Below are 844 nucleotides of genomic sequence, written 5' to 3'. Positions count from 1 at the left end.
GCAGTCCGGCTCCGGCTGCGGCGGAGCAGGCGCGGAGGAAATGGCGGCGGGAGGTTTTCCAGGTCATATGGTTTCCTTTGGTTGGGTTTCAGACGACCTTTTCGGCAGGGGTCGTCTGAACATTACGCCAGCAGGGCTTTGACTTGTTCCGTCCAGTTGTCCGGCAGGGTCATGCCGTGTTCGCGGACGGGGGCTGCCCAAATCGGGGCGGGAAAGTTGGCATCGTTTTCAAAGCGGGCGATGACGTGCCAATGCAGATGGGGGACGACGTTGCCCAGGCTGGCAAGGTTGATTTTGGCGGGACGGAATACTTGGCGCATGGCGGCTTCGACTTTATACACCATTTCCATGATTTCGGCACGTTCGGCGGCTGAAAGGTCGGTCATCTCGGCGATGTGGTCGTTCCAGATGACGCGGCAGAATGCCGGGGCTGCGGCTTCGTTGTGGACGGCGATGACGCGCAGGTTTGGGGTTCGTAGCAAAATATCTTCGTTGTCGGCAGTGCAGATGGGGCAGGTCATGGGGGTTTCTTTCTGAGTCTAAATAGGAATCGGATGATTTCAATCAGGATTTTTAGAACGAGATAAATGGCAGTCAGCGGTATGAATGCGTAAAACCACCATTCAGGTAGGGTTCACCAAAATATAGTGGATTAAATTTAAATCAGGACAAGGCGACGAAGCCGCAGACAGTACAAATAGTACGGCAAGGCGAGGCAACGCCGTACTGGTTTAAAGTTAATCCACTATAAATAGGAGGGCGTGATTAAGTCGGCACACTCTTCGGCACTCTTAACGTGATCACACAAGCCAAAGCGAAAAAAATCATTGACATCATGAAAGGG

General features: G+C 53.1%; 2 protein-coding genes and 1 pseudogene. 1 reads left to right on the top strand and 2 read right to left on the bottom strand.

Annotated elements, in window-relative coordinates; translation table 11 throughout:
- The coding region (locus ACTHUR_RS12915) for a twin-arginine translocation signal domain-containing protein (RefSeq protein ID WP_440398892.1) at window positions 1-67 on the bottom strand (67 nt) is incomplete at its 3' end.
- Window positions 68-122: 55 nt separating this feature from the next.
- Window positions 123-521 carry an HIT family protein gene (locus ACTHUR_RS12910; RefSeq protein ID WP_342032300.1) on the bottom strand — a complete coding sequence of 133 codons (399 nt, stop codon included), beginning with the start codon at window positions 519-521 and terminating at the stop codon, window positions 123-125.
- A gap of 119 nt (window positions 522-640) precedes the next feature.
- Here ACTHUR_RS12910 and ACTHUR_RS12905 point away from each other — a divergent pair.
- Window positions 641-748, top strand: a pseudogene (locus ACTHUR_RS12905) (IS5/IS1182 family transposase); the annotation flags it as partial.
- Window positions 749-844 lie beyond the last annotated feature (96 nt).

The sequence above is a fragment of the Neisseria sp. P0021.S007 genome (assembly GCF_051956855.1).
This window is presented reverse-complemented; position numbering and strand designations above follow the sequence as displayed.